Source organism: Thalassiella azotivora, assembly GCF_054781695.1.
Map to the genome: position 1 here is coordinate 302,527 of NZ_BAAGTX010000001.1, position 23,700 is coordinate 326,226.

General features: G+C 74.7%; 16 protein-coding genes. 8 read left to right on the forward strand and 8 right to left on the reverse strand.

Annotation, left to right across the window (positions count from 1 at the left end; translation table 11 throughout):
• Positions 1–43 precede the first annotated feature (43 nt).
• Entirely contained in the window at positions 44–1,012 is a 969-nt protein-coding gene (locus ACYVQV_RS01375; RefSeq protein WP_461021458.1) for a PorA family protein, read from the reverse strand.
• A 146-nt stretch (positions 1,013–1,158) separates the two neighbouring features.
• Between ACYVQV_RS01375 and ACYVQV_RS01380 the strand changes: the two genes are divergently transcribed.
• Both ACYVQV_RS01380 and ACYVQV_RS01385 read left to right on the forward strand, forming a co-directional pair.
• Positions 1,159–3,135, forward strand: coding sequence for a hypothetical protein (locus tag ACYVQV_RS01380; protein WP_461021459.1), 1,977 nt, complete (start codon positions 1,159–1,161; stop codon positions 3,133–3,135).
• Positions 3,132–4,343, forward strand: coding sequence for an acyltransferase family protein (locus ACYVQV_RS01385; RefSeq protein ID WP_461021460.1), 1,212 nt, complete (start codon positions 3,132–3,134; stop codon positions 4,341–4,343). The genes ACYVQV_RS01380 and ACYVQV_RS01385 overlap by 4 nt, the downstream gene beginning before the upstream one ends.
• On the opposite strand, the gene ACYVQV_RS01390 is transcribed toward ACYVQV_RS01385, so the two are convergent.
• Together ACYVQV_RS01390 and ACYVQV_RS01395 are read right to left on the reverse strand one after the other, a co-directional pair.
• Positions 4,244–8,512, reverse strand: coding sequence for an alpha-(1->3)-arabinofuranosyltransferase domain-containing protein (locus tag ACYVQV_RS01390; protein ID WP_461021461.1), 4,269 nt, complete (start codon positions 8,510–8,512; stop codon positions 4,244–4,246). The genes ACYVQV_RS01385 and ACYVQV_RS01390 overlap by 100 nt on opposite strands.
• On the reverse strand, positions 8,509–9,243 hold the full coding sequence (locus tag ACYVQV_RS01395) for a class I SAM-dependent methyltransferase (RefSeq protein ID WP_461021506.1): 735 nt from the start codon (positions 9,241–9,243) through the stop codon (positions 8,509–8,511). The genes ACYVQV_RS01390 and ACYVQV_RS01395 overlap by 4 nt, the downstream gene beginning before the upstream one ends.
• Before the next feature lie 162 nt (positions 9,244–9,405).
• Here ACYVQV_RS01395 and ACYVQV_RS01400 point away from each other — a divergent pair, with 162 nt between their 5' ends.
• A complete protein-coding gene (locus ACYVQV_RS01400; protein WP_461021462.1) occupies positions 9,406–10,752 on the forward strand; it encodes a glycosyltransferase family 4 protein in 1,347 nt (448 codons plus the stop codon).
• A gap of 137 nt (positions 10,753–10,889) precedes the next feature.
• Here ACYVQV_RS01400 and ACYVQV_RS01405 read toward each other — a convergent pair whose 3' ends face one another.
• From ACYVQV_RS01405 to ACYVQV_RS01425, 5 genes are all read right to left on the reverse strand, one after another.
• Positions 10,890–11,084: a hypothetical protein gene (locus ACYVQV_RS01405; protein ID WP_461021463.1), complete on the reverse strand. Its 195-nt coding sequence runs from the start codon at positions 11,082–11,084 to the stop codon at positions 10,890–10,892.
• A gap of 163 nt (positions 11,085–11,247) precedes the next feature.
• Positions 11,248–12,948 (reverse strand): hypothetical protein, encoded by a 1,701-nt coding sequence (locus tag ACYVQV_RS01410; protein WP_461021464.1) that lies wholly within the window; start codon positions 12,946–12,948, stop codon positions 11,248–11,250.
• 74 nt (positions 12,949–13,022) lie between these two features.
• On the reverse strand, positions 13,023–14,480 hold the full coding sequence (locus ACYVQV_RS01415) for a hypothetical protein (protein WP_461021465.1): 1,458 nt from the start codon (positions 14,478–14,480) through the stop codon (positions 13,023–13,025).
• Between the two features lie 156 nt (positions 14,481–14,636).
• Positions 14,637–17,321 carry a DNA polymerase I gene (gene polA, locus ACYVQV_RS01420; protein ID WP_461021507.1) on the reverse strand — a complete coding sequence of 895 codons (2,685 nt, stop codon included), beginning with the start codon at positions 17,319–17,321 and terminating at the stop codon, positions 14,637–14,639.
• 138 nt (positions 17,322–17,459) lie between these two features.
• Positions 17,460–18,200, reverse strand: a complete 741-nt coding sequence (locus ACYVQV_RS01425) for a GNAT family N-acetyltransferase (RefSeq protein WP_461021466.1) — start codon at positions 18,198–18,200, stop codon at positions 17,460–17,462.
• 172 nt (positions 18,201–18,372) lie between these two features.
• On the opposite strand from ACYVQV_RS01425, the gene ACYVQV_RS01430 reads away from it, so the two are divergent.
• From ACYVQV_RS01430 to ACYVQV_RS01450, 5 genes are all read left to right on the forward strand, one after another.
• On the forward strand, positions 18,373–19,191 hold the full coding sequence (locus ACYVQV_RS01430; protein ID WP_461021467.1) for a DUF554 domain-containing protein: 819 nt from the start codon (positions 18,373–18,375) through the stop codon (positions 19,189–19,191).
• Between the two features lie 391 nt (positions 19,192–19,582).
• Positions 19,583–20,749, forward strand: a complete 1,167-nt coding sequence (locus ACYVQV_RS01435; protein WP_461021468.1) for a branched-chain amino acid ABC transporter permease — start codon at positions 19,583–19,585, stop codon at positions 20,747–20,749.
• A gap of 10 nt (positions 20,750–20,759) precedes the next feature.
• Positions 20,760–21,752, forward strand: a complete 993-nt coding sequence (locus ACYVQV_RS01440) for a branched-chain amino acid ABC transporter permease (RefSeq protein ID WP_461021469.1) — start codon at positions 20,760–20,762, stop codon at positions 21,750–21,752.
• Complete coding sequence (locus tag ACYVQV_RS01445) at positions 21,742–22,707, forward strand: ABC transporter ATP-binding protein (protein WP_461021470.1); 966 nt, start codon at positions 21,742–21,744, stop codon at positions 22,705–22,707. Before ACYVQV_RS01440 ends, ACYVQV_RS01445 begins: the two co-directional genes overlap by 11 nt.
• Positions 22,704–23,483 (forward strand): ABC transporter ATP-binding protein, encoded by a 780-nt coding sequence (locus ACYVQV_RS01450; protein WP_461021471.1) that lies wholly within the window; start codon positions 22,704–22,706, stop codon positions 23,481–23,483. The genes ACYVQV_RS01445 and ACYVQV_RS01450 overlap by 4 nt, the downstream gene beginning before the upstream one ends.
• Positions 23,484–23,700 lie beyond the last annotated feature (217 nt).

A 23,700-nucleotide genomic window follows, 5' to 3' on the forward strand; every position in this document is an offset into this window, starting at 1 on the left:
GGCGCCCGGTGGTCGGGCCGACCACCGGGCGCCTTCGCGGACGTCAGGCGTACGCCGGCTCGCGGTCCTGCGCGGCCGTCCGCCGGCCCGGGTCGCGGGGGACGCGCACGAGCACCACGCCGAGTCCGATCAGCACGAGCCCGAGGACGAGCGCCGCGAGCGGGCCCCACGTGGTGACCAGCGAGGCGTCCCGGATGTTGCCCTTGGCGACCTCCGCCTGCTCGGCGACGGTCTCGTCCGTGAAGACGAGGTCGGCGTCGGTGATCACGAGGCGGTCGCGGCCGGTGTCGTCACGCAGCGTGGAGTACTGCTGCTCCTGGCCCTTGAGGATCATCCCGGTCGTGGGCTCGACCCACACCGTGCGCACCACGGAGTAGTAGCGGCCGACCTCGACGGTGCCCTCGGCGTCGCCCAGCAGCGTGCCCGGGACGTCGAGCTCGGCGATGCGGGTCGGGTTCACGACCTGCTCGTACTTGTAGACCGTGAGGCCCTCGAGCTCCTCCTCGGCGACGAACTCCATGTCGGTCGCCTCGCCGATGTTGATGTCGAAGTACTGGTACGTCCGCTGCTCGGCGTCGAAGGGGAACTTGTACTCGATGCCCTCGTGCTCCACCGGCTCCCCGTTCACCGCCTCGCCGCAGCAGTTGACCGCCTCGGACGTGCGGCGGTCGAAGGCGACGCGGTCGGTCGACGCGGTGACGAGCTGGTCCTCCCCGCTGCCGGGGAGCTCGGGGTCCATGACCTTCACGAACACGTCGTACACGGCCGTGTCGCCGTCACCGGCGGGCGCGTCACCCTTCACCGTCCGGGTCGCCACCATCGTGCGGCCCTCCTCGACGCGCAGCTCGCCCAGGTTCAGGTAGGTGGCGTCGTCCGCCTGGGACACCGTGACGCTGTACTGGTCCAGCGGGGCCTTGATCATCGCGGGCGCGACGACGAACCGCAGCAGCGGTGCGATCACGAGGGCAGCCACCCCCAGCCCGATGAGCACCAGCCCGACGACACGACGCATGAGTCCTCCACCAAGTCGGGTGCCGAGGCAGCACTCCGGGTACCTGTGTCCGGCAGTTGCGCCTGGACCTGTCGCCGGAACCTACCAGCCAGTAGCCTGCGCGTCAGCCCCTTCACCGTGGCCGTCGCCTAACCGAGGAGCAGCACGTGCCCGCACCCCTGGCCGACTCGCCGGCCGAGCAGACCTCAGGTCGCTCGACCGAGCACCCGGCGAGCCCGGCGGAGGCGTCGACGGCCGCCCCGGGCGACGCGAGCGCGGCGGCGGACGGCCGGTCACCGTCCGCGACGAGGACACCCACCTGGTCGGAGGCCACCCGGACGGTCGTGGCCTCGCTGCGCGACCCGGTGCGGGCCGGCAGCGCCGTGTACCTCGCGGGCGGGCTGGTCGCGGTCGTCCAGTCGCTGCTGCTCGGCGTGGTGGCCTACCGGGGCTTCTGGTACGCCGACGACCTGGACAACCTCGCGGCCGCCCAGGGCGTCCCGCTCGACGGCGAGTACCTGACCACCCGGCTCAACGACCACCTCGTCCCGGGGCTGCGCCTCGCCTACTGGCTGTCGGCGAACGTCGCCCCGCTGGACTGGACGACCACGGTCGTGGCCCGCAGCGTCCTGCAGCTGGCCGCCACGCTGCTCGTCCTGCACCTGCTCGTGCTCGTGGTCGGACGGCGCCCGGTCGCGCTGCTCGGGGTCGTCGCCTACGCCGCGTCCCCGCTGCTCGTGCCGTCGTTCTCCTCGTTGTCCAGCGCCTCGAACCTGCTGCCGGTGCACGTGTTCGGCGCCCTCGGCCTCGTGCTGCTGGTGCGCTACCGGGACACCGGCCGCCTGCTCCTGCTCCCCGGCATCGCGGCCTGCCTGGCGGTCGTGCTCCTGTGCTGGGAGAAGGGCGGCCTGGTCGTCCTGACCGGCCTGGTGCTGTGGCTCGGGCCGCTGCGCCGGCGGCCGGACCCCGCCCGAGGCCGGTGGTGGGCCGCGACCGCCGCGGCACTCGTCAGCGTCGCCGGGTTCGGCTGGTCGTACGCCACCGGAGGGGGGCCGTCGAGCACACCCGAGCTCCCCCCGTGGACGACGCAGCTGAGGCTCGTCGGCTCCGCCCTGTGGGAGGTGCTCGCACCCGCGGCCGTCGCGGGGCCCTGGCGCTGGACCGCGGCCGACCCGCCGCCGTTCTCCCTCGCCGACCCGCCGGTGACGGCCAGCGCGCTGGGCGCCGCCGCGCTGGTGCTGCTGGCCGTGCTCGCCGCGCGCAAGGACCCCCGGACCCTGATCGGGTGGGCCGCGGTCCTCGTGTGGGTCGCCACGACCGTCGTCGTCGTGGCCGCCGGGCGGCTGGAGACGTTCGGCGACAGCCTGCTGCGCCACTACCACTACTGGTCCGACCTGACGCTCCTGCTCGTGCCCGTCGTGACCTGGTGCGCGGCGGTGCTCACCCCGACGGACCTGACGCCCGAGCAGCTGCTGCGCCGCATGCGCACGCTGGTCCCGGCCCTGGTCACGTGGCTGCTCGCCGCCGCGGTGAGCACCACCGGCTTCGCCGTGCGCTGGGACGACAGCCTGACGCGGGTGTGGCTGCGCAACGCCGTCACCCACATCGAGGGATGGGGGCAGACGGTCAACCTGTACGACACCCCCGTGCCGGGCGGCGTGATCCCGATCATCGCCGAGAACCGGCTGACCTCCGACGTGCTGGGCCTGACGGACCTGCCCCTGGAGTACAACCGCTCCGAGCCCACGCCGCTCGTCCTCGACGACGCCGGTCAGCTGCGGGACTCCTACCTCGACACCGTGGCGCGGGCCGTGCCCCCGCGCGAGGGCGACTGCCCGTTCCTCGTCCAGGGGACCCGGTCCGTGACGCTGCCGCTGGACGCCCCGCTGGCCGAGGGCACGTGGTTCGCGCACCTCGACTACCTGGCCAACCCGCAGCCGGACGTGAGGGTCGACCTCGTCGGCGAGGCCGGGACGGTGGAGCTGGCCGCCCCGTCGCGGAGCTGGCCCGCGGGGCTCGGCACCTCGGTCCTGCAGTCGACCCGCCCGGCCTCCGGGGACCGGGTGGTCGTCACCGGGCTGGCCGAGGACGTCAACCTCTGCGTCGGGGGGCTCGAGGTCGGCGTGCCGAGGCCGGCACCGTGAGCGGGACCCCGGTCGCCACCGGCCGCTTCCCCGTGCTGGACGGCCTGCGCGCCGTCGGCGCGCTCGCCGTCCTCACCACGCACGTGGGGTTCCAGTCCGGCGCGGCGCTGAACGGCCCCCTGGCGGGCCCGCTCGCCCGCCTGGACGTGGGCGTCGCCCTGTTCTTCGTCGTCTCCGGCTTCCTGCTCTACCGCCCGCACGTCGTGGCGGCGCTCGACGGGACGGCGTCGGAGCCGTGGAGCAGGTACCTGCTCAAGCGCGCGCTGCGGATCCTGCCCGCCTACTGGCTGGCCCTCCTCCTCGCCGCCGTCGTGGTGCCGCGCGACTTCCCTCCGCCGGGCAGGGAGTGGGTGCTGCACGCGCTCCTGCTGCAGGTCTACGACGGCCAGCCGCAGATCCTCGGGCTCGCCCAGATGTGGAGCCTGTCCACCGAGGTGGCGTTCTACCTCCTGCTCCCCCTGCTCGTGACCGTGCTGCTGCCGGGCCGCCGTCCCGGCAGCCGGGACCGCGCGCTGCTGGTCACGCACGGCCTGCTGGCCACGACCCTCGTCGGCGGCGCGGTCGTGCACGCCGTCGCCACCGTCAGCGGACCGTCGGAGTGGAACCTGTGGCTCCCCTCGTACGTCGGGTGGTTCGCCGCCGGGATGCTGCTGGCCTGGTGGCGGGAGTCCTCCTACCGCGGGCTGCTGCCGGCGACCGTCGTCCTGGACGTCGCCCGGATGCCGGGCTACTGCTACGGCGCGGCGGCGCTGGTCTACCTTCTCGCGTGCACACCCGTGGCGGGCGCGTACGACCTGACCCCGCCGACGCCCTTCGAGGCCGGGACCAAGACCCTGCTGTACACCGTCGTCGGCGCGCTGGTCGTCCTGCCGGCCACGATCGCCGACGGACGTGAGCCCCGGACCGACGGACCCGTCCCGCTGTCCACCGTCGTGCTGTCCTCGCGTCCGGCGCGCTGGCTCGGGGACGTCTCCTACGGCGTGTTCTGCTACCACCTCGCGGTCCTGTTCGCCGTCCAGCGGCTGCTGGACCACGAGGTGTTCTCCGGCGACTTCTGGCTGCTGTGGGTCCCCACCGTGGCCGTGAGCCTGCTGCTGGCCGCCGCCAGCTACCGCTGGGTCGAGCGTCCCGTGATGCGCTGGGGCTCGCGGCGGCGGTCGGCCCCGCTGACCACCACCAGCGCGAGCGCCAGCGCCACCAGCAGCTGAACGACCGCGGAGTCACGGCCCGCCGCGCCACCCGGCCAGGTGGCCGCGGCGGCCAGCACGCCCGCTGCGAGCACCGCGGCCGCCGCCAGCACCGTCTGGACCCGCTCCACCCCGGTGTGCCCGCCGCGCACGAGCAGGCCCAACCGGATCAGCGAGGTGAGGACCACGGCCGCACCGGCCGCCACGGCCCCCACCGGCCCACCGACCACCGCGACGAAGGCCAGCCCGGCCAGCACGGCGACCCGCGGTGCTGCGGCGGGCAGCGGCAGCCCTCTCCCCAGGTCCCCCGCGGCTCCCGGGGCCCGGTGGCGGTGCACCGTGCCGGCGCGCCGCCGGGCGACCACCGCCGTCGCGACGAGCGCGAGCGCCGCCAGTCCCCCGACGCCGAGGAAGACGAGGAACGCCCGCTGCGGGCCGTAGACCACCTCCACCCGGACGGCGTCCCCGGCGGGCAGGAGGAAGCCCTGCCGCCACCCGTCCACGCGCACCGCGGCCAGCGGTTCGCCGTCCGCCTCCGCGCGCCAGCCGGCGTTGTGGTTCTGGGGCATCGTCAGCACCGTGCGCTCACCGCGGGGCGGGACGTCGAGGAGCGCGTGGGTCGGCGAGGTGCGCACCTCCTCGACGTCGGGCCTGGGGGCGGGCGGCAGGACGGGCACGTCCCGGGACAGCAGCAGCGTGTCCGGCCGGAACTCGGCCGACGCGAGGGCGACGAGCCGGTGCTCACCCGCCTCGACCTCGAGGGCGCGGCTGCTCGCGTCGCAGCGCCGCCACGTCAGCGGCCGGTCGGCGAGCACGTCGGCCACGGACCCGACGACCTCGGTGCGCAGGCGCCGGCCGTCCAGCTCGACGTCCGGCCCGAAGCCGCACTGAACGGCCACGGAGGCCTCCGGGTCCAGCGCGCGGCGTAGGTCGTCCGCACCCAGCACCCGCAGCTCCGACACGCCGGGTGGCAGCTCGCTGGCGTACCCGGTGCCCCGTTCGAACGAGGTCATCGCGTCCCACTCCAGGACGGTGACCTCCACCCGGGTGGTCGCGGTGGGCGGCAGCTCGACGTACCCCTCCTCGTCGACGGTCACCTCGACGGGCTCGCCACCCGCCGCCACGAGCAGCCGGGTGGGACGCGACGCCGCGAGGGCCGCGTCGCGCATGACCTGCAGACCCTCGACCTCGCGCTCCTCGGGCAGCACCAGGGTCAGGGTCGGCGCGTCGTCGTCCTCGGCGGCCACCCAGCCGGTGCCGAGGTCGCGGTCCACCGCGGCCCCGGGCCGGGCGGCGACGGCGTCGACCCACGTGGAGGACGCGCTCGCCGTGATGGCGCCCGCTCCGTCCAGCAACCGGTCCAGCGCCGGCCCGGGGACGGTCCGGACGGTGCCGGTGAGGCTGTACGCGCCGGTGGCGGACAGCTCGAAGGTGCGGTCCAGCCCCGCGTCCTCCTCCCCCGCGCGCTGCAGCGACGGGCTGCACAGCGGCCGCTGCCCGAGGAGCATGCAGGCGTCGCGGCCGGGCGCTCCGGCGCGCAGGAGGATCGCGTCGGTGACGGCGGGGACCGGGGACAGCGGCCCGCGGGCGGGCTCCGCCGGCATCCGCAGCGTCCGCCCCGTCTCCACGCCCGGGACCTCCAGCGTCGTGACGGCCACCCCGGCGGGGACGCCGCCGGTGGCGCGGTGCGCGACCACCCGGATCCGCTCGGTGCGTCCCGCCGGCACGGGCACCTGCTGGATCCCGTCCCTGGGCTCCAGGGTCGACACGAGGACCCCCGCGTCGGTCTCGACGCGGACCTCGGTCACGCGCGCGGCACCCGGCTGGGTGCGCTCCAGGCCGAGGCGGATCGTCCCGGGGTCGACCGGCGCGTCGAGGCGCACCTCGATCCACTCACCCTCGACCCGGGCGTAGGTCCCCGACACCCACCGCGTGCCGGGCGCACCGTCCAGCGCCGCCCACCCCGAGTCGCCGGGACCGGTCCGCCGGGTCGCCCCGGCGTCGGCCGCGGACGAGGACGTCCGCACCCCGGCGAAGCCCACCGCCTCGGCCGTCGTGGCCAGGTGCGGGGCGTCGTCCTCCACGGCCTCGCGCACCGCCCGGCCCTGGCTGCCCTCGTCGTCGGCCGTCAGCGTCGGCGACGCGTTGTCGCGGCTGCGGCCGAAGGCGGTCTCGCGCTTGCGCAGGCCGTCGGTCAGGACCGAGACCGGGGTGGGGTCGGGGACCTGCGCCCCGTCGTCCCCGAGGAAGGCGGCGCGGTCGGTGAGCAACCCGGACTCGGCCAGCGAGACCAGGTCCTCCGGTCCGCCGGAGGCGCGCAGCGACCCGGCGAGGGCCAGCAGCTCGAACGGCTCGGCGACGTCCCCCACCGCCCACACCTCGACCGCCTGCTGCGGCTGCAGCAACCGGTCCTGGACGGTCTGGTCCGCACCCTCCAGGGTGCTGCCGGTGAGGGGGCCGAAGGCCGCGACGGGCTGCAGGCCGCTGTCGACGAGCGCCTGGCGCAGGGAGAGCGGGACGGGAGCGTCCGTGGACGCCGCGAGGTCGGCGCGCAGGACGACGAACCCGACGCCCGAGCGGGCGAGCACCTCGCGCAGACCCGGCGACCCGCGCCCGGACTCCAGGGCGACCTGCCAGGAGTCGATGAGGCGCCGGGAGCCGGCCGCGCCGAGCGGCACGATGTCACGCACCGCCATCGGCCGGTCCATCAGCGGCTGCAGCGGCTCCTCCGCGGTCGTGCCCCAGGTGAACGCGGCGGAGGAGGCGCCGGGGACGACGAGGGCCCGGCCCGGGGCCGGCTGGGCGTCCAGCCACTGCGCGGTCTCGCGCCAGTAGCCGGGGATCTCCTCGTAGGACCCGCGCGGAGCGAGGTCACCGCCCAGGGCCGGGGCCGTGGCCCCGGCGACCACGGCCGCGACACCGACCGTGGCGACGACGGCGACGGGCCGCACCAGCTGCGCCGGCGCCCCGGGCACCCGGACGCGGGTGGCGCCGTGCGCGAGCGCGAGGCACAGCCCCAGCCTCACGACGACGTCGAACTTGTGGGTGTTGCGGGCCGCCGACAGCACCCCGTCCAGCGCCTCGCGCGCGCTCTCGGCGTACCACGCGCCTCCCGGGCCGACGTGCCCGAGCGTCAGCAGCGCCAGGCCGACGAGGACGAGGGTGACGAGGTAGCCGCGCTCGGGAGCGCGGCGGTGGGCGAGCCCGACGACGGCCAGGACCACGACCAGCGTGGTGTTCAGGACGAGCACGGGCTGGGACAGCAGGTTCCACCCCGTCGGCCACACCGGCCCTCCCCCGTCGGCCAGGTAGGGCAGCCAGTGGCTGGTGCCGCGCAGACCCTCGTACAGGCTCGCCCCGCGGGTGGTGACCGTGGCGTCCTCGATCCAGTCGAGGAAGGGAGGGCTGTAGCGGCCCAGCAGCAGCAGCGGCCCGACCCACCACGCGGTGGCGAGCACGACGCACAGCAGCCACCGGCCCAGCAGGCCGAGGGCCTGGCGGGTGGGCCTGCGGGTGACCAGCCACAGCCCGGCGGGCACCAGCGCCGCGCCGCTGGCGACGGCGTTCACACCTCCCAGGCACAGGACGACCAGCCCCGAGGCGGTGGCCGCCCGCCAGGGCGAGCGGGGGCGCAGCAGCGGCAGGAGGACCCAGGGGGCCAGGGCGACCGGCCACGACTCGACCGAGATCGTGCCGAGCTCGGCCTGGATGCGCGGCGAGAGCGCGTAGAGCACCCCCGCCGCGATCCTCGTCCACGGCGACCCCGCGCCGAGGCGCTCGGCGACCTTCACCAGCCCGAGGAAGGCCACCACGGTCAGCAGCGACCACCACAGCCGCTGCACCACCCACTCGGGCATCCCGGCGACGTCGCCCAGCCAGAAGAACGGGCCCATCGGGAAGAGGTAGCCGTACGCCTGGTTCTGCAGCTGCCCGAAGGCGTTGCCGGGGTCCCACAGGTGCGCGGCCGACAGCAGCCAGCCGGACGGGTCGGCGACGAGGTCCAGCTTGGTGTCGGGCAGCGTCCGCCCCGGCGCCTGGCGGAAGGCCAGGACGACGAGGGCCAGCGACACCAGCACCAGGCGGGCGACGGCTCTCACCCGTTCCGTGCCGTCGGCGCCGTCGGTGGCGCCCGGCGGGTCACCCGCCTGCGGGATGAGGGTCCCGGTCTGCTCCGTGAGGGGGTTCCTCATCGACGCCGCAGCACGATGACCACGTTCCAGCACGCCAGCTCGCGCAGGCCCGGCACGTGCGCGACCCAGCGCGCCCAGGCGGGGTGGTACCTCGGGTAGGTGGACACGACCTCAGTGTCGGCACACCGGCGTGCCCACGTGAGCATCCGGCCGGCCGACAGCGCGAAGAGCGACGTCCCGTAGTCGTTCTTGGGGCGGTGACCGTGCCGACGGGCGTACCGGTCCGCCGCGCGGCGCCCACCGAGGTAGTGCCAGGGAGCGGTCTCGTGGCCGCCCCAGGGCGACAGCCACGTCGTCCACGACAGGTAGACCAGACCGCCGGGGCGGGTCACGCGGACCATCTCGCGGGCCATCTCCTCCGGCTCGGCGACGTGCTCGAGGACGTTGCTGGAGTACGCGACGTCGACGGCTGCGTCGCTGACCGGGATCCGCGTCCCGGAGGCCCGCAGCATCCCCGGCGCGGTGTCCCCGCGGGCCGACAGCTCACCGACGGAGGGGTCCAGCCCGCTGTACCGGGCCCCCGCCAGGGTGAACGCGTCGCGGAAGTACCCCGGGCCGCCGCCGACGTCCAGGACGATGGAGCCGCGGACGGGGTGGAAGCGCTCGACCTCGCGGACCGAGTCGGTCGCCAGCACGCCGTAGAAGTGGTCGGGGTCGGTCTGCTCGCGCCGGAACGCGCGCAGCAGCGCCACGCTCCTGGCCAGGGACCCGGCGGGCGGGAGGGCGGGCATCGCCGGTCGGGTGGGATCGCTCGCGGTCACGAGATGGAGGTTACCGATGGGTAGCCAGTGACGGGAGGTTACGTCTATCTTCGCCCGGACGGACACGCCGGACGGTGGTCCCCGCCGGGCCAGGCCGGCGGGACGGGCTCGACGGGAACGAGGTGGCACGAGGTGGCACGAGCGGACGGCCGGCTGTCGGTGGTGTTCCTCAGCTGGCGCGACACCACCCACCCCGAGGGCGGCGGGGCCGAGCAGTACCTCGAGCACGTCGCCGGCTGGCTCGCCGCCGACGGCTGCGACGTCGAGATCTGGTGCGCGCGGCACGCTGGGTCCGGACGGACGTCGCGGCGCGGTGACGTGGTGCTCCGCCACGCCGGCGGCCGGTACACCGTCTACCTGATGGGACTGCTCCGGCTCCTGCTGGCCCGGCTCACCGGCCGCGGCCCCGACGTCGTCGTGGACGTGCAGAACGGCGTGCCGTTCTTCGCGCGGCTGGTCGCCCGCTGCCCGGTGGTGGTCCTCGTGCATCACGTCCACCGCGAGCAGTGGGGCGTCGTCCTCGGGCCGCTCGGCGCGCGGCTGGGCTGGTGGCTCGAGTCGAGGGTCTCGCCCCGCGTCCACCGGGGGTGCCAGTACGTGGCCGTCTCCGAGGTCACCCGCGACGAGCTCGTCGAGCTGGGGGTGGCGCGCGAGGACGTCGCCGTCGTGCACAACGGGACCGCCCCCGCGCCGGCCCGGGCGGGGACCCGCTCCCCCGACCCGCACCTGGTCGTCCTGGGCAGGCTGGTGCCGCACAAGCAGGTGGAGCACGCGGTGCGCACCGTGCGGGCCCTGCGTGCCGAGGGTGTCCCGGTGACGCTCAGCGTCGTGGGCGAGGGCTGGTGGAAGCCGGAGGTCGCGGCCGAGGTCGAGCGCTGCGGCGTCCAGGACGCCGTGGAGCTGCACGGCTTCGTCGACGAGAGCACCAAGCACGCCGTGCTCGCCCGGTCCTGGCTCATGCTCGCCCCGTCGCTCAAGGAGGGGTGGGGCCTGATGGTCGTCGAGGCGGCCGTCCACCGGGTGCCCGCGGTCGCCTACTCCACCGCCGGTGGGCTCAGCGAGTCCATCGTCGACGGCGAGTCGGGTGTCCTCGTTGACGACGAGCAGGGGCTGCTCGACGCGACCCGCCACCTGCTGCGCGACCACGCCCTGCGGGACGCGATGGGCACCGCCGCCGCCGAGCACGCCCGGCAGTTCACCTGGCGGGGGGCGGCGACGTCCTTCCTGCAGGTGCTGCTGCGCGCCGCCCACGGCCAGTCCCACGTCCGTGGCACGGACCCGACGCAGACCACCCGGACCGCCACCCCGACCGACGGGTCGCGCCCGTCCGGCTGGGTCGTCGACGTCCGCGACCGGGGCACCGACGAGGTGGCCACCGCAGGGGTCGACGAGCGCCCGGTGGGCTCGGGTGACCGCAAGGCGGACCCGGCGGCGCTGCCGACCCGGGCCGCGCGCGGCTCCGGCCGCCGGACGCGCTGACGCCGCCGCCGTCTCCCGCGGGCGAGGTCGCCGGTCGGCGACGTGCACGCCGACCAGCCGGTCGGCGAGGTGCACGCGGACGCGGACGAGGCGCCCGACCGGATCGGTCGGGCGCCTCGTCGGCGTGCGGCGACGCGTCAGCGGTCGCCGTACTCCACCAGGGGCTCCGGCGCGGAGGGCTGGTCCTGCTCGGCCTGCGACGCGGACTGCACGATCGCCACGCTCGCCGACACGGCGGCACCAGCACCCAGCACCACCGCGGCCACGACCGCCAGGATGCCGCCAGCGATCTCGCCGGCATCGGTGGTCTTGCGGAACGACAGGAAACGCACGTGTGACCCTCCTCGTCAGCACCCTCCCTGGGCACCTGGCGAACAAGTTACCAGCCGGTCACCTCGGAGGGGAGTGCAAACGACACACCGCCTGACCTGCGGGGACACCTCGTCACAGGAAACACCTCGACCGTCTCGGTGCGTGGTCCCGCCGACGTCGCCGTCAGGTGCCGGCCGACCCGGCCCGTCGCCGTCGACGGCCCAGCAGCCCGGCGGCGACGGCACCGAGCACCGCGCCGGCCGCGGCGAGGTGACCGAGCAGCACCGCGGCGACCCGAGGTGCCGACCCCGCCAGCGGGCCGCCCGCGGCGGCCGGTCCCCCGAGCGGGGTGCCCAGGTCCAGCAGGAGCAACCGCTCGCCCTCCACCACGGGACGACCCGGCGGCAGGTCGGGCACCTCCCCCGCGCGCCGGTGGACGAGGACCCACCCGACCCCGAGCGACCTCGCCTCCGCCGCCGTCAGACGCCCGTCGGACAGCGCGGCAGCCGCCCGGCGGGACACCGGCCCCTCGGCCCCCAGCGAGCGGCCGGCCACGACGAGCTCGTCGGAGACCAGCACGCGGCCGGGCAGCAGCCGGGGCGCGGGGTCGAGGTACGGCTCCCCGGACGTGCCGCCGGCCCGGAAGGACTGCCACGGCAGGACGAGCACCGCCCCGCCGTCCGCCGTCACCGCCTGACGCACCGCCGCCCAGTCCCGGTGCGGCGGCTGGGCCACCACCCGGCCGGCGGCCCCCCAGGCCAGGTCCGGGACGACGCTGACGGCCAGCACGACCGCGGCAGCGCCTGCGGCCAGGGGACGTCCGGCGAGCGGTGCCGACGTCGCCCGGCCGGCGACCTGGTGGACGGCCCAGCCGACCGCCACCGCGACGACCGCGACGAACGGCGCGAGCCAGCGGTGACCGTCCCTCAGCAGCTCCACCCCGGGCAGCACGGTGGCCGTCCGCGCGACGACGTCACGGGCGACGCCGGCCCCCGGCAGCACGGACACGACGAGCGATGCCACCGCGACCGCGGCGGCGACGACCAGCAACCGACGGCGGACGCAGCGCACGGCCCCGAGGGCGCCCAGGACGAGCGCCGCGACGACGACGGCGGTACCGACCCCTGCCAGCACCGTCCCGCGGCTGTCCGGCCACGCCGCGCTGTTCCAGGACCCCCCGAGGCCGAGCACGGTCAGCACCGCCGACCCCGCCACCTGCGGGAGCACCGCGAAGAGCTCGAAGCCGGCCGCGGCGCGCTCGGCGTCCGGATCGGTGCCCGTGGGGTGGACGAGGGCGGCCACGACCCACGGGGCGCTCAGCGCGGCGACGCTTAGGGCGACGGGCACGAGCCGGCGCGCGCCGCGCCGGCCCGGCCCCGCCGCGAGCGCACCGGCCGCGACGGCACCGGCCGCCAGCACCGCCCCGGACGGCGTGAGGCAGGCCGCGGCGCACCAGAGCACCACCGGCCAGCGGGCGGCCCGGTCGGCGATGGCGCGGTAGGTGCCGAGCGCGACCCACGGCAGGGCGCCGTAGGCGAGCACCAGCGGCAGGTGGCCGAGGGCGACGCGCTCGGCCACCCACGGGTTCCACACGGCCCACGCGCCGGCGGCGCACGCCGGCGCGAGCGAGGCGGGGACGAGCCGGACGCACCCCCAGCCGGCAGCGAGCAGACCGCCGAGGAGCACCGCCGCGGCCCACGACGGCCACGGCAGCACGGCCCCCCAGGCCCAGGTCGCCAGGTCCAGGGGGACCTGGCGGGGCAGGCCGTCACCCCAGCCCAGCGCCTCGGCCGTCAGGACCTGGTCCCCGCCGAGGACGACCAGGTCGCGGTGGAGCACCCAGCCCGGCAGGAGCGTGGGCGCCGCCACCACGACGGCCAGCACCGTGACGAGCAGGTCCGCGGGTCGCCGGGAGCGCGCCGGCGACCGCGTGGCGCAGGCAGGTGGGTGCCCCGGTGTCACCCGTCCAGGTCCGCCGGCCAGGGCTCCGGCCGGTAGGCGGGCTCGTACCCGGTGTCGTCACCGAACGCCGCCGTCACCGCGGCGGGTGCCGGGTAGACGCCCTCCCGGGCCCAGCGGTCGAGCAGGTCGACCACGCCGACCCGCTCGTCGAGGGAGAAGTTGCAGTGGCCGGCCCCGTAGGGGGCCCCCTGCTCGGCGTCGAAGGTCGGCGGGGCGACCGTGAACAGCTGCACCAGGTCGCCGGTGCGGTCGGGGTTGGCGGCGACGCGGTCCTCGAAGACGGACTGGTTCTGCACGACGACCAGCGGGTCCGCCGCGGTGTGCATCGTGATCGTCGGGTCCTGGACGGCGCCCGTGGGCGTGCCGGAGTCGGCGAACCGCTGACGCGCGCCCGCGTCAGCCTCCACCCGCTGGCCGCCCTCCAGCGCGGCGGCGAGGGCGTCGGCGGTCCTGGCGCCGCCGACCGTGTCGATGAGCGCGCGCTCCTCGGCGTCCAGGCGGGCCGCGTAGTCGACGTCGTCGTTGGCCGACGGGTTGCCGCCGAAGCGCTGCTCGATGTCGTAGCGGCCGTAGGTCGCGAACCCGAGGGCGGTCAGGATGCCCTCCGCCCGCGCCCGCACGCCGCTCTCGACGGTGGAGCCGTCGTACGTGCCGGTGGCCGTCGGGCCGTCGACGACGGCGGAGATCGCCAGCAGCTTCGGCACGCCGGCCTGCACGTCGGTGCCGGCGGCCAGGACGGCGTCGTAGGCGGCCTGCCACTGCTCCGTGGCCTCCTGCCAGCTGGAGAACCCGGTGAGCCTCATGTCCGGCAGCAGCAGCGTCCGCACCGCGTAGGCCACGTCCAGGCCGAGGTCCAGGTTGGCGTTGGGCCCGGCCATCACCCCGCACAGCGGCGCCGCCGCGGTCACCCAGTCGGGGTTGCGCTCGGCGAGGAGCTGGGTGATGAGCCCGCCGAGGCTGTCGCCCCACACGTACACGCGGTCGGGGGTCCCGACGTTCTCGACGAAGAACTCGTGCAGCGCCTCACCCGCCTCCACCCCGTCCTCGACCGCCCAGCCGTTGCTGGCGTAGGCCGACCCGGCGAGCGCGTACCCCTGCTCGAGCAGCGCGTCGCCGACCTCGGTGGTGCCGGACGACCAGCCCGGCGCCGGCTCGGGCTCGCGCGACGGCTCGCTGAACGTGGGCGGCGCCGCCTCGGCCTGCCGGTAACCGTGGGAGTACAGCAGCAGCGTGCCGTTCCAGGTCTCGGGCAGCAGGATCTCGTACGGGGCGCCGTCGATCTCGCCGGTGCACTCGACGTCCTCGCACCCGGTGAACGCGACGTCGGTGCGCGTGGTCCGCTCGCGGGACGCGACGGACTCCGGCTCGTCCGAGCAGGCGGCGAGGGGCAGGACGACGGCCGCGGCCAGGACGGCGGCGGTCGGGACGCGACGGTGGCGTGTCAGGCTCAGCACGCCGCGCAGTCTGGCAGGACGAGGACCGCGGGGGAACGACCGTTACCGATCGGTAGCCGACCGGTTGGTCCGGTGCGGCGGGGACGACGACACCCCGTACCGCTGCGCACCGGGGTCGGCACGCTCAGTGGCCGGCACGCTCAGTGGTCGGCACGCTCAGTGGCCGGCTTCGTGCCAGGACGACCCGATGCCGACGGACACGTCCAGCGGGACCGACAGCTCCGCGGCGCCCGCCATCTCGCGCCGGACGAGCGCCTCGAGCGCCTCCCGCTCACCGGGCGCCACCTCCAGCACCAGCTCGTCGTGCACCTGGAGGAGCAGCCGGGACCGCAGACCCTCCTGGCGCAGCGCCCGGTCCACGCCGAGCATGGCGACCTTGATGACGTCGGCGGCCGATCCCTGGATCGGGGCGTTCAGCGCCATCCGCTCCGCCATCTCGCGGCGCTGGCGGTTGTCGCTGGTGAGGTCCGGCAGGTACCGGCGCCGGCCCAGGATGGTCTCGGTGTAGCCGGTGCGGCGGGCTTGGTCCACGACGCCCCGCAGGTAGTCGCGGACGCCGCCGAAGCGCTCGAAGTAGTCGGTCATGAGCGTCCGGGCCTCGTCGACGTCGATCCGCAGCTGCTTGGACAGCCCGAACGCGCTGAGCCCGTACGCGAGGCCGTACGACATCGCCTTGATCTTCGACCGCATGGCGGGTGTGACGTCCTGCGGCTCCACCTCGAAGACGCGGGAGCCGACGAAGGAGTGCAGGTCCTCACCGGAGCGGAAGGCCTCGATCAGCCCGGCGTCCTCGGACAGGTGCGCCATGATCCGCATCTCGATCTGGCTGTAGTCCGCGGTGAGCAGGCAGTCGTAGCCGTCGCCGACGACGAAGGCCTCGCGGATGCGGCGTCCCTCCTCGGTGCGGATCGGGATGTTCTGCAGGTTCGGGTCCGTCGAGCTGAGCCTGCCGGTCGCCGCGATCGTCTGCTGGTACGTCGTGTGGATCCGCCCGTCCGCGGCCACGGTGCGCAGCAGCCCCTCGACCGTCTGCCTCAGGCGGCTGGCGTCGCGGTGCGCCAGCAGGTGCTGCAGGAAGGGGTGCTCGGTCTTGACGTACAGCTCCGCGAGCGACTCGGCGTCCGTCGTCCACCCGGTCTTGATCTTCTTGGTCTTGGGCATCGCCAGCTGCTCGAACAGGACCTCCTGCAGCTGCTTGGGCGACCCCAGGTTCACCTGCCGGTCGATCACCGCGTAGGCGGCCTGCGCCGCCGTGTCCACCGCGGTGGCGAACTGCTGCTCCAGCGCCCTCAGCCGGTCGGCGTCCGCGGCGATCCCGGTGCGCTCCATCTGCATCAGCACCGGGACGAGCGGCAGCTCGAGCTCTCGCAGCAGGTCGCTGCCGCCGCGCTCCGCCAGCTCCTCGGCGAGGACCCCGTGCAGCTCCAGGACAGCGGCGGCGCGCACGGCCGCGGACTCCGCCTCGCCGTCCGTCCCCGTGGTGTCCAGCGCCAGCTGCCCGTCCGCCGGGCCCTCCTCGACGCGCAGCTCGCGGTGCAGGTGCCGGACCGCGAGGTCGGCCAGGTCGTAGGAGCGCTGGTCGGGCCGCGACAGGTACGCCGCGAGCGCCGTGTCACCGACGAGACCGCGGACCGCCATACCGCGACAGGCGAGCGCGTGCAGCGGGCCCTTGGCGTCGTGCACCACCTTGGGGCGCTCGGGGTCGGCCAACCAGGTCGTCAGGGCCGCCTCGGCCTGCGGGTCCAGCTCGGTGAGGTCGACGAACCCGGCGGCACCGTCGGCGCCCGCCAGCGCGAGCGCGTGGGCGTCCCCCGCACCGGCCGCCCAGGCCCCCTGCACCTGCAGGCCGGTCGTGCCGGTGGCGTGCTCGGCGAGCCACGTCGGCAGCTCCGCGCCCGCGAGCCGGCGCACCTGCACCTCGAAGCCCGACTCCGCCTCCGGCTCCGGTGTGGACAGCGTGGCGAAGAGACGCTCCCGCAGCACCCGGAACTCCAGGGAGTCGAACAGCTGGTGGACCTGCTCCCTGTCCCACGGCACGACCGCCAGCTCGTCGACCACCACCGGCAGGTCGAGGTCCCGCACCAGCTCGTTGAGACGGCGGTTGCGGATCACCTGGTCGAGGTGGTCGCGCAGGCTCTGCCCGGCCTTGCCCGTGACCGCGTCGACGTGGGCGACGATGCCGTCGAGGCCGTCGTACTGGCCGATCCACTTCGCTGCCGTCTTCGGCCCGACGCCGGGGACACCCGGCAGGTTGTCGCTCGTCTCCCCCACCAGCGCCGCGAGGTCGGGGTAGCGCGCCGGCCGGACGCCGTACTTGTCCTCCACCGCGTCGGGGGTCATCCTCGCCAGGTCCGACACGCCCTTGCGCGGGTACAGGACGGTCACGGTCTCGTCGACGAGCTGGAGGGCGTCCCGGTCACCGGTGCACACCAGCACGTCCATGCCCGCGGCGCGCGCCTGGGTCGCCAGGGTCGCGATGACGTCGTCCGCCTCGTAGCCCTCCTTCTCGACCGTGCGGATCCGCAGGGCGTCCAGGACCTCCTTGACGAGGGCGACCTGGCCGGAGAACTCGTCGGGGCTCTTGGAGCGGTTCGCCTTGTACTCCGCGTACTGCTCGGCGCGGAACGTCTGCCGCGAGACGTCGAAGGCGACCGCCACGTGGGTCGGGGCCTCGTCCCTCAGCACGTTGATGAGCATCGAGGTGAACCCGTACACCGCGTTGGTGTGCTGGCCGGTCGTGGTCGAGAAGTTCTCGACCGGCAGCGCGAAGAACGCCCGGTAGGCCAGCGAGTGCCCGTCGAGCAGGAGCAACCGCGGCCGGGTGGTGCCCTCGGTCGGCACCGCCGCGGCGGGGGTCGTGGCGGCCGGGGTCGGCGACGTCGTCGAGGTCACGCGGCAAGCCTAGGGGGCGGGGCCGACGACCCCGACCGGCCGGCGGGCTCGTGGCCGGCCCGCGCGGCACCCCGGCACCGGAGGCGCTCAGCCGGTGGAGGCCCCCCGCTGGCGCCCCACCGGCGCCGGCCCGGCGGGCGCGGGCAGGTCACCGGCCACCGCGTCCACCTGCGCGGACGCGACGGCGTCGTCCGTCACGTCGACGATGGGGATCACCCGGGCGACCGGCAGCCCGCCGGTCACCGCCGGGACCCTCCCGGTGTCCGCGGGCCGGTGCCGCGCCTGCCGGCGGCGCCGGGCGATCGTCTGCTCGAGCGCGGACCGGCGCAGCAGCGTCGGGTTCTCCCCCGCGAGCCGCCGCAGCAACCCGGCCACGGAGACCATGCGGTAGGTGACCACCGGTGCGAAACCGAGCCGGGTGAGGAAGCGCGCGGTCTGCCGGTCCCCCGAGGGGGCCGAGCACACCAACCGGTCGGCGCCGCAGCGCTCGCCGGCACCCGCCGCGGCGGCGAGCAGGACCCTGGCCACCCCGCGGCCGCGCCACGCGGGCGCGACCCAGAGCTGCTCGACGTGGACGGCCCCGGTGCCGCACAGCGGCAGCAGCTCACCCCGGCGCAGGACGAGCAGGCCGACCGGCTCGGTCGAGACCTCGGCGAGCAGCACGTCCACGTCGTCGCGGGCGAGCACCGCCGTCACGCGGTCCCGGTGACCGGTGGCGAGCGCCCGCACCTCGTGACCGACCTCGCTGCGTGCCAGCTCGGCCAGGCGCAGCACCGAGGCGGCGTCCTGCGGACCGGCCGCGCGCACGTCGACCGTCGTGCGACCCACGGACCACCTCCGAGCTCGACCGGTCGGCACGCCGGGCGCGGACCGGACCGGTGACGTCGGGCAGAATCCACCCGCTGCGGGGGGACTCTAGAGAGAACCGCGGCGCGGAGGAAGAGCCGGCCACGACGTTGGGAGGACCGCCGTGTTCCCTGGTGCCGGAACGGTACTGAACGTGCTCGCGGTGCTACTCGGAGGTGGCCTGGGGCTGCTCCTGGGACGCCGGTTCCCGCCCCGCACGCGCGACGTCGTCACGGACGCGCTCGGCCTGGTCACCCTCCTGGTGGCGGCGCTGTCCGCGGCCGACGTGCTCTCCCCGGCGCTGGCCGCCGAGGTGGGTGACTCGGCCCCCGTCCTGGTGGTGCTCGGCTCGCTGCTCCTCGGCGGGATCATCGGCTCCCTGCTGCGGATCGAGCAGCGGCTCGAGGACGTCGGCCGGCTCGTCCGGCGCGGGACGCTGCGCCGTCCGCGCCGCGGGGCCGCCGTCGGCGCCGTCCCCGCCGAGGGGGCCGTCGTGGCCGGGTCCGGCGACGGACCCGTCCCGACCGGGCACGACCCCGGTCCCGACGCGGCCGGGCACGATGACCACCGGTTCGTCCAGGGCTTCATGGCGGCCTCCCTCGTCTTCTGCGTCGGGCCGCTGACGGTGCTGGGTTCCCTGTCCGACGGGCTGGGCCGGGGCATCGAGATGCTGTCGCTGAAGTCGGTGCTCGACGGCTTCGCCGCCATCGCCTTCGCGGCGTCGCTCGGCGTCGGCGTCCTGGCGTCCGTGGTGACCCTCGCCGTCGTCCAGGGCGGTCTCACGCTCGCCGGGGTCCTCCTGGGTGACGTGCTCCCGGAGGGTCACGTCGCAGCACTGACCGCCACCGGCGGCCTCGTGCTCGTCGGGGTGGCCCTTCGCCTGCTGCGCCTGCGACAGGTGCCGGTCGGCGACCTGCTGCCCGCGCTGGTCGTGGCGCCGCTGCTGGTGGAGGTCGTCAGCCGCCTGCGGTGACGTGCTGCGGGCGCCCCCGGGTCGGTGGCAGGCTGTCGGGGCGGGCTGTCGGAACGGATGAGCACTGTCGTCACAGGTGGCCGGTCGAGGTCACGAAACCGTCTCGACACGGCCTGATGCGGTGCTGTGCGTCACACGCCCCGGTCTATAGTCCCCCGGCAGCACAACCCCGGCCCGCGCAGCCCACACCGCCGCGATGGCCCGGTGCCCCCCCATCCCGACCGGAGGTAGTGGAGTGCGGAAGCTTGCCGCAGTCTGGGTCGGTCTCGTCCTCGCCGTGCTGGCCACCCTGCTGACGGGTGCCAGCGCCACCGCGAGCCCGAGCCCGAGCCCGACCGAGGGGACAGGTCCCTCACCGACCCAGGAGGCACCACCCGAGCAAGGACTGCGGGTGTTCATCCGGGAGGACCGGGAGGGCGTCGCCGGAGTCGACGTCACCGTCACCCAGGACGGTGACGAGGTCGGCACCGGGACGACGGACGACCGCGGCACCGTCGTCGTCGGCGTCCCCGCGCCGGGCGAGTACACCGTGACCGTCGACACCGGCACGCTGCCCGACGGCAAGCAGCTCGAGGCCGACAGCATCACCCGCGAGGTCCGCGAGGGGGAGGTCGCCCCGACCGCCTTCCGCGTCGGCGAGCCCGGCGGGGGCGGAGCAGCCGCCAGCGACGACGGCGGGACCAACCGCACCCTGCAGCTGGTCGTCCAGGGACTGCGCTTCGGGCTCATCATCGCCCTGGCGGCGATCGGCCTGTCGATGATCTTCGGGACGACGGGGCTGACGAACTTCGCCCACGGTGAGCTCGTCACCTTCGGTGCGCTGATCGCGTTCCTGTTCAACGTCACCGTCGGTCTGCCGCTGCTGGTCGCCGGCCCGCTCGCGATCGTCGTCTCCGGCCTGTTCGGGTACCTCAACGACCGGCTGCTGTGGGGACCGCTGCGCTCCCGGGGCACCGGCCTCATCGCCATGATGATCGTGTCCATCGGCCTGGCCATCGCGCTGCGCTACGGCTTCCTCTTCCAGTTCGAGGGCAGCACCCGCAACTTCGTCGACTACGCCGGCCAGCGCGGTGTGCAGCTCGGCCCGGTGTCGCTGAGGCCGGCGGACCTGATCAGCATGGCGCTGGCCGTCGTCGTGCTGGTGGCCGTCGGCTTCGCCCTGATCCGGACCAGGATCGGCAAGGCGACCCGCGCCGTCGCCGACAACCCGGCCCTCGCTGCGGCGACGGGGATCGACGTCGACCGGGTCATCCGGGTCGTCTGGGTCTCCGGCGCGGCGCTCGCCGGCCTGGCCGGCGTGCTGCTCGGCATGGCCCAGGGCATCAACTTCCAGATGGGCCAGCAGATCCTGCTGCTCGTCTTCGCCGCCGTCACCCTCGGCGGGCTCGGGACGGCGTTCGGCGCCCTCGCGGGGTCGCTCGTGGTCGGCGTGTTCATCGAGGTGAGCACGCTGTTCGTGCCCACCGAGCTCAAGAACGTCGGGGCGCTGGCAGTCCTGATCATCATCCTGCTGGTGCGACCCCAGGGCATCCTGGGCCGCCGCGAGCGGATCGGCTGAGGGAGGGCCAGTGGACTGGGGAAGCATTCTCACCAACGGCGCGCGCTCGATCATCGGGCTCGAGACCGTCATCTACGCCCTGGCCGCCATCGGCCTCAACGTGCAGTTCGGGTACGCCGGCCTGCTCAACTTCGGCCAGGCGGCCTTCGTGGCCGTGGGGGCCTACGGCATCGCCATCACCGTCACGATCGTCGGCCTGCCGTTCGGCGTCGGCGTCGTCGTCGGGATCCTGGGCGCCGTCCTCCTGGCCGTCCTGCTCGGCATCCCGACCCTGCGGCTGCGGGCCGACTACCTGGCCATCGCGACCATCGCCGCGGCCGAGATCGTCCGGATCGTCTTCCGCTCCTCGGCGCTGCGCGAGTACACCGGCGGCTCCAACGGCCTCACCGGCTTCGCCGAGGGCTTCTACGGGCTCAACCCCTTCCCCGACGGGCGGTACGGGTTCGGGCCCTGGCGGTTCAGCGAACGGCTGACCTGGATGCTGGTCGTCGGCTGGCTGCTGGTGATCCTGTGCGCGCTGCTGGTGTGGATGCTGATGCGCAGCCCGTGGGGCCGGGTCATGAAGGGCATCCGCGAGGACGAGGACGCCGTCCGCTCCCTCGGCAAGAACGTGTACGCCTACAAGATGCAGGCGCTCGTCCTCGGTGGCGTCATCGGTGCCCTGGCGGGCTTCGTCTTCGCCCTGGGCCGTGCCGCGGTGCAGCCCGACCTGTACGGCACGGAGTTCACCTTCTTCGCCTACGCCGTGCTCCTGCTCGGTGGTGCCGCGAGGGTCTTCGGCCCCATCGTCGGCGCGGCCCTGTTCTGGCTGTTCTTCTCCGTCACCGACAACGTGCTGCGACAGGCGATCGGGGCCGGCTACATCCCGTCGGGCCTGATGTCGACCACCCAGGTCGGGCAGGTCCGGTTCATCCTCGTGGGCCTGCTGCTCATGGCCCTGATGATCTTCAGGCCGCAAGGCATCTTCGGCGACAAGAGGGAGCTCGCGATCGATGCCCGCTGACCAGATGCCCGCCGACCAGGGAGCCGCCCAGGTGACCGGGGCCCGCAAGCAGGCCGCCACGGCCGCCCTCGCCGACGTCCCCGGTCGGCCGGGTGCACCCAAGCCCGACCCGATCCTCGTCGCGGACGGCGTCACCCGGCGCTTCGGCGGCCTCACGGCCGTCGACGTCGAGCACGTCGAGATCCAGCGCGGTGCCATCACCGCCCTGATCGGCCCGAACGGGGCGGGCAAGACGACCTTCTTCAACCTGCTCACCGGCTTCGACCGGCCGGACGCCGGCTCGTGGACGTTCGACGGCAGGTCCCTGGGAGGCGTCGCCGCCCACAAGGTCGCCCGCAACGGCATGGTGCGCACGTTCCAGCTGACCAAGGCGCTGTCGCGCCTCACCGTCATGGAGAACATGCGCCTGGGGGCCACCGAGCAGCGCGGCGAGCGATTCCTCGGGGCCCTCGTCCCGGCGCTGTGGCGCAAGCAGGAGGAGCAGATCACCGACCGCGCCCGCGAGCTGCTCGCGCGGTTCAAGCTGGACACCAAGCAGGACGACTTCGCCGGCTCGCTGTCCGGCGGCCAGCGCAAGCTGCTGGAGATGGCGCGCGCCCTCATGAGCGAGCCCGAGATGGTCATGCTCGACGAGCCGATGGCCGGTGTGAACCCGGCCCTGACGCAGTCGCTGCTCGGGCACGTCAAGGACCTGCGGGAGCGCGGGATGACCGTGCTGTTCGTCGAGCACGACATGGACATGGTCCGTGACATCTCGGACTGGGTCATCGTCATGGCCCAGGGCACGGTCGTCGCCGAGGGCCGGCCCGACGAGGTGATGCGCGACCCGGCCGTCATCGACGCCTACCTCGGCGGCCACCACGACGCCCCCCTCACCGAGGAGGAGGAGCGCCAGCAGATCGAGGAGGCCGAGGCGGAGCTGCGCCGCGGGTCGCACGAGGAGGGCGGGCGATGAGCGCGCGCGAGAACCTGGACACGATCGACCGGACCGACCACGTCAGGGGCGCGCAGAACGCGTTGCTGCGGGCGGACGAGCTGGTCGCCGGGTACCTGCCCGGCGTGAACATCCTCAACGGGTCCGACCTGTACTGCGGTGAGGGTGAGCTGGTGGGCATCATCGGCCCCAACGGCGCCGGCAAGTCGACGCTGCTGAAGGCGCTCTTCGGGCTGGTGAAGATCCGCAGCGGATCGGTCACGCTGCGCGGTGAGGACATCACCGGTCTCAAGGCGAACAAGCTCGTCAGCAAGGGCGTCGGGTTCGTCCCCCAGACGAACAACGTGTTCCCGTCCCTGACGATCCAGGAGAACCTCGAGATGGGGTGCTTCCAGGACGCGAAGCGGTTCAAGGAGCGCTTCGACTTCGTCACCGGGCTGTTCCCGACGCTCGGCGACCGCAGGGCCCAGCGCGCCGGGTCCCTGTCGGGCGGGGAACGGCAGATGGTGGCGATGGGCCGGGCTCTGATGATGGACCCGTCGGTGCTGCTGCTCGACGAGCCGTCGGCCGGCCTGTCCCCCGCCCTGCAGGACGAGGTGTTCATCCGCACCCGCCAGATCAACCGGGCCGGCGTCTCGGTCATCATGGTCGAGCAGAACGCCCGACGCTGCCTGCAGATCTGCGACCGCGGGTACGTCCTGGACCAGGGACGCAACGCCTACTCCGGCAGCGGCAAGGACCTCGCGAACGACCCCAAGGTCATCGAGCTCTACCTCGGCACCCTCGCGAAGGCCTGACGCGCCCGCTCACCGACGGCGGCACCCCCACCGGGGGTGCCGCCGTCGGCGCGTTCCCTGGCAGGTCGAGGCGCCGCTGCCACCAGGGCGCCTGCCTGCAGGGGCAGGGACCACCCTCGGACGACGCACTCCGCCCGCTGAGTGCGCCGATGCCTGCCTCGGACGGCGCACTCCGCCCGCTGAGTGCGCCGGACCAGGGAGGCGTGGGGAACGCGCA

Coding starts and splice junctions, on each gene's coding strand:
- ACYVQV_RS01445 (WP_461021470.1), top strand. CDS start 21,742: ATGCCCGCTGACCAGATGCCCGCCGACCAGGGAGCCGCCCAGGTGACC.
- ACYVQV_RS01395 (WP_461021506.1), bottom strand. CDS start 9,243: ATGCCCGCCCTCCCGCCCGCCGGGTCCCTGGCCAGGAGCGTGGCGCTG.
- ACYVQV_RS01375 (WP_461021458.1), bottom strand. CDS start 1,012: ATGCGTCGTGTCGTCGGGCTGGTGCTCATCGGGCTGGGGGTGGCTGCC.
- ACYVQV_RS01390 (WP_461021461.1), bottom strand. CDS start 8,512: ATGAGGAACCCCCTCACGGAGCAGACCGGGACCCTCATCCCGCAGGCG.
- ACYVQV_RS01450 (WP_461021471.1), top strand. CDS start 22,704: ATGAGCGCGCGCGAGAACCTGGACACGATCGACCGGACCGACCACGTC.